Origin of the sequence: Stenotrophomonas sp. PS02297, from assembly GCF_029959705.1 — a bacterium.
Lineage (GTDB): Bacteria > Pseudomonadota > Gammaproteobacteria > Xanthomonadales > Xanthomonadaceae > Stenotrophomonas > Stenotrophomonas nitritireducens.
Genome location: NZ_JASCOS010000169.1, coordinates 1 through 5495, shown reverse-complemented (window position 1 = coordinate 5495; position 5495 = coordinate 1). Strand labels below are relative to the sequence as shown.

The following is a 5495-nucleotide window of genomic DNA, read 5'->3' as shown; positions in this document are numbered from 1 at the left end:
GCCTCGGGCTGACTTGCGGGGGCAGCCCGAGGCGGCGGCGATGCCCATGAAGACAGAGGCCACCGTTTCCGGTGGCCTCTGTGTCGTGCTCAGCGAGCGGCTTCCAGTTTTATCCAGTCCAGCGTCCACAGGTCCGGCCGGGTGTCTCCGGTGAAGCGGATGCAGAGATCGGCATGCGCCGCGGTGGCCGGGAGTGGCGCTTCGAGTTCAATGAAGCCATCGGCACCGGGTGCGGCCGGCAGCGGCAGCGAGACCAGCGGCGTGCCCTTGCAGTCGGCCAGGATCTCCAGTTCGCCATGCGCGGTGCGTGCGGGAACGAACTTGCGGCTGGGTTCGTCGTGGGCCAGCTGGAAGTTGTAGGGAATGCGTCCGGCGCGGACCTTCACCGCGTTCACGCCGGTGAGGTCGGCGTCCTGCCACAGCCAGCATGGGCTGAAGATGTTGACGTTGAAGATCGCGCGCTCGCCATCGGCCGGGCCGTCGTCTTCCAGGCGCAGCAGCAGCTTGCCGTCGCCGGGGCAGAGGTCGAGCCGGGTGTCGTCGCGGACGAGCAGCGAATCGGCGGTGATGGCGAAGCGGTTTGCCGCGGCCAACGGCTTGCCCTCGAAGAACGCGGCGGCGCGGACCTGGGTCGGCAGCCCGACCTGCAGCGGCTGCGTGTAGCGCGGCGACGCGGCGGTCGCCTCGCTGCCGTCCAGCGTGTAGTGCACGGCATAGCCGAGCGGGTTGTCCAGCGTGACGGTGGCGGTGCCGGCGGCACGGTTGCCCTTGTCGTGCATGTCCACCTGGAACGGCGTCTGCGCATACCGGATGCCCATCGCCCGGTAGCGCTGCAGCTGGCGCGGCAGGCGCTGCAGGAAGCCGCTGAAATCGCGCTTTTCCTGCGGGCTCCAGCCGGTCTCGGCGACGGCGGCCAGGCGCGGGAACAGGTTGTGCTCCAGGTTGCGGTCGTTGCGGGTGTGCTCGGTGAACATGTTGGCCTGCAGGCCGAGGATGTGCTGGCGCTTGTCGACGGCCAGCTCCGCGGGCACCGGCTCGAACTCATAGGCCTTCTTCAGCTCGATGGTGGTCGGGCGGCCCGGCGGCTCGTCCGGCGAACCGGTCTGCAGGTAGTCCATGTACATGTGGGTGACCGGGGTCATCACCACGTCGTGGCCCTCGCTGGCGGCCTTCAGGCCACCCTCGGTGCCGCGCCAGGACATCACCGTGGCTTCCGGCGGCAGCCCGCCCTCGAGGATCTCGTCCCAGCCGATCAGGCGCCGGTCGTGCTGTTCGAGGAAGGTTTCCAGGCGCTTGATGATGTGGCTCTGCATTTCCATCTCATCCCTGGCGCCCACCTCGCGCATATGCGCCTGCACGCGGGCCGAGGCGATCCACTGGTCCTTGACCGCCTCGTCGCCGCCGACGTGCACATAGCGCGCCGGGAACATGTCGATCACTTCCAGCAGCACGTTCTCCAGGAACCGCAGGGTGCTTTCCTCGGTGTTGAACAGGTTGGGGAACACGCCCCACTGGTTGTCGATGACCAGCGGCTTGTCGGTGGCGCCCAGTTCGGGATAGGCGACGATGGCGGCGGTGGCATGCCCGGGCACGTCGATCTCCGGGATCACCTGGATGTGGCGCTGCGCCGCATAGGCCACGATCTCGCGGATCTGTTCCTGCGTGTAATAGCCGCAGTAGCTGCGCGCCTTGCCGGTAGCCGGGTCGCGGCCGGCATCGCCCAGCGGTACGCGGCAGCTGCCCACCTCGGTCAGTTTCGGGTAGCGCTTGATCTCCATGCGCCAGCCCTGGTCGTCGGTGAGGTGCCAGTGGAAGGTGTTGAGCTTGTGCTGGGCCATGGCGTCGAGCAGTTTCCTGATCTCGTCCATGCTCTGGAAGTGACGCGCCGAATCCAGCATCAGCCCGCGCCAGCGGAAGCGCGGCGTGTCGTCGATGTCCGCGGCCGCGACGCGGCCGGGATTGTCGCCGGTGAGCAGCTGCGCGGCGGTGACCGCGCCGTAGAACAGGCCCACGTCGTCGCCGGCGCTCACCTCGATGCCGGTATTGGACACCTTGAGCCGGTAGCCCTCGGCGGTATTGAGGGCCGACGGATCGAGACGGAAACGGATCTGCGCCTTGCCGGCGTTTTCGGCCACGGCCAGGGTCGGGCCGCCGTTCTGCGCCAGCAGCCATACGAACTGGGCGGCGGCGCGGCGTGCCGCCTCGTCGTTGCCGCCGACCTGCGCGGCGCGCCCGAGCACGAACTCCTTGCCGCCGGTGGCGTGGTAACTGGAGGGCAGCGGGATCAGCGACGGCGGGGACGCGGCCTCCATCGCGTGCGCCTGCGATGCGGCGATGCCAAGCAGCATGCAGCTGCCGAGCCAGGTTGCGCGGTGGCGCATGCGGAGGGACTTCGTCATGGGGCGGAGCTCCTGTTCGGGTTCTTCTATGAAATGCCGGGACGGCCCGGTCGGCCATCCCGCCTGTCCTGTCGCTCGCCGGGCGTCGCCCGGCGCTACAAAAACGCCGGGCCCGGAATGACCCAGGCCCGGCGTATCACGCTTCCGACGATGCTGCCTGCCGGCGTATCAGTACTTCACGTGGAAGTTGATGTAGTACTGGCGGCCATTCTCGTAGAACGCGGTCGGAATGGAGGCGCTCTGGTAGTACTTGAACGTCGGGTTGTTGAGGTTCAGCGCATCCAGGCTGATGCTCAGCCAGTCGGTCGCCTTGTAGCTCAGCGAGGCCGACAGGGTGCCGAAATCATCCTGGTAGTACGGAACCGCGCCCTGCAGGCCGATCAGGAACGACGAGCGGTAGGTGTAGCTCAGGCGCGCGCCGAACGTGTCGTTCTCGAAGTAGGCGCCCACGTTGTAGGTGTTCTTCGAGGTGCCCTGCAGGCTGTTGCTGCCGTTGGCCCAGGTGAACGAAGACTTGCCGTCCACATAGGTGTAGTTGGCATTGACGCCGAAGTTGTCGCCGATCGGCTGCTCGTACGCCACTTCCATGCCGCTGACCTTGCCGTCGACATTGATCGGCATCGCGACCTTGTAGGCTTCCAGCTTGTTGGTCAGCTCGCTGAACAGCATCTGGGTCTCGGTGTCGAAGCCCACGTAGTCCTTCAGGTTCATCGCGAACACGCCGACGGACAGCAGGCCGCGCGGCATGAAGTACCACTCCAGGTTGGCGTCGAAGTTGCTGGACAGCACCGGCTTCAGGCGCGGGTTGCCACCGCCGCCGGTACGGCTCAGGTCCGAACCCCACGACGAGGCACCCAGCGCCGAGTAATCCGGCAGGGTCTGGGTCTGCGAGGCGGCGAAGCGGAACACCAGGTCGTCGGCCAGGTCGAACTTCAGGTTGGCGCTCGGCAGCAGGCGACTGTGCTTGTTGTTGTACGACAGTGCCTTCCAGGAACCGAACTGGCTGCTGACATCGATGTTGGCCGGATCGGAAACCGCCAGGTAGGTATTGATGTCCTGGTCGACGTTGACGTAGCGCAGGCCGACGTTGGCGCTCCAGCGATCGCCGACGAAGTTGGCCTGCACGTAGGCGCCGAAGTTCTTCTCCTGCACCTTCCATTCGCCGCCGTAGTTGTGGCGGCCGCTCGGACCGTCGTTGTTCGACAGCCAGGTGGAGTTGGCGAGGATGGCGTCCTTCAGCGCGCTCGGGGTGAAGTACCACAGGTTGCGCGGGAAGTTGCCGCCGATGCCGCTGGCGAAGCCGCCCGGATAGCTGGCGGTGGCGCCGCTCTTGAGCGCGCTCCAGATATCGCCCGGCGTGGCGCCTTCCGGCGACAGGGCTTCGCGCTTGTGGTCGGCGTAGCGGGCGCCGAAGTCGATGGAGCTCAGGGCGCTGTCGTTGAAGTACTGGCTGAAGTCGGCGGTGAACCACTTCTCCTTGTCTTCGGCGGTGACCTGCTGGTTGCCCCAGGTGCCGAAGCTGGTCACGCCTGCCGGCGTGATGTCGCCGCCGACGCTCCAGTCCACCGGCGAGCCGATGCCGTGGGTATTCCAGCTGGCACCGCCGCCATTTGCCAGGGTCACTTCGGCGATGAACTGGCGCGGGGTCGAGCCGGTGCCCTTGGTCGAGCCGGCCTGGAACTTGGCGCTCAGGTTGTCGTTGACCTGCCAGTCGGCGTCCAGCGTGACATAGCTGCTCTTGGCGGTGGCTTCGCGGTAGATCATGTCGTAGACCGCGTAGTCGGTACCGGCCTTGCCGGCGTACTTGGCGTCGGTCAGCACGCCGTCCTTGACCGTATAGCCGGCGTCGGGCGCCTGGCTGTTGGCGAAGTTGCCGCCCCACAGCATGAAGTTGCGGTTGTAGTTGTTGGCCTGCATCTTCGAGGTGAAGCCTTCCAGCCCCAGCGTCAGATTGTCGGCCGGCTTGAACTGCAGCGACACCAGGCCGCCCTTGCGGTCGCGGATCTGTTCGAACAGGGTCGAGCCCAGCAGGCTGGGAGCCCAGACATCGACCAGGTCCGGGTTGGACTGGCCGAGCGCGTTGATCGTGCCATCGGAATTGCGGCCGAGCTGGAAGAAGCCGGACGGCAGTTCTTCCGCTTCGCGGCGCAGATGACGCTTCTGCTTGAACGCCTGCACCATCACGCCGAAGGTGCCGTCGTCGTTCTTGTAGTTGAACAGGCCCGACAGCTGCGGGTCGGTCGCCTCGGCCTGGTCCGCGCGGACCGCGCCGATCGAGGCTTCGGCGGTGATCGGCTTGGCGAACTCGAGCGGCTTGCGGGTGATGATGTTGACGGTGCCGGTGGTGCCGCCGTCCTGCAGCTTGGCCTGCGAGGACTTGCTCACTTCCACCGAGCGCACCAGTTCCGACGGCAGCAGGGTATAGCTGACGCTGCGGCCGACGTTGCTGCCCTGGCTGAGCACGAACCAGTCGGCCGAGCCGACGCTGTGGCCGTTGATCAGGGTCTGGGTCAGGCTCGGGCTGGTGCCGCGCAGGCTGACGCGGTCGGCTTCGTCGAAGCCGCCTTCGCTGGCGGAGGACGAGCTGATGTTCACGCCGGGCAGGCGCTGCAGGGTATCGGCGACGTTGTGCGCCGGCAGCTTGCCGATGTCCTCGGCGGTGACGACTTCAAGGCGGGCATTGGCCTCGCGCTTGGTGTCCAGCGACTTCTCCATCGAGCCGCGGATGCCGGTGACGGTGACGGTGTCCAGGTCGGTCGCCTTGGGTTGCGCTTCCTGCGCATGGGCGCTGAAGGCGAGGCAGCCGGCGATGGCTGCCGAAAGCAGGGTCTTGCGATGCATGTTGTCTCTCCTCAACATCGTAAATGAAAGGCACTGGCGTGCCGCTTTACTTCTGGTCTTGCTGGTGCATCTGTTGCTTATGCTGCGAGGCTTACTTGGCCAACTTTTCCAGATACCAACTGGCTGCACCGATGACACCCAGTTGCCCGTGCTCGACCAGCTTCACGGGAATGCGCTGCAGCGCCTTCGCCATCGGTCCCTTGTTGAGGAAGCGTTCGACGAAGGTGCTGCCGATGAGGAACTGGCCGAGCTTGG

At 66.3% G+C, this 5495-nt stretch carries 3 protein-coding genes; all 3 read right to left on the bottom strand.

Going from position 1 to position 5495, the window contains the following annotated elements:
* Positions 1 to 89 precede the first annotated feature (89 nt).
* Positions 90 to 2399, bottom strand: coding sequence for a family 20 glycosylhydrolase (locus tag QMX80_RS18050; protein ID WP_282278555.1), 2310 nt, complete (start codon positions 2397 to 2399; stop codon positions 90 to 92).
* A 168-nt stretch (positions 2400 to 2567) separates the two neighbouring features.
* Positions 2568 to 5240: a TonB-dependent receptor gene (locus tag QMX80_RS18045; protein WP_055772252.1), complete on the bottom strand. Its 2673-nt coding sequence runs from the start codon at positions 5238 to 5240 to the stop codon at positions 2568 to 2570.
* 91 nt (positions 5241 to 5331) lie between these two features.
* Positions 5332 to 5495: glucokinase (locus QMX80_RS18040; RefSeq protein ID WP_282278556.1), on the bottom strand; the 164-nt coding region annotated here is incomplete at its 5' end.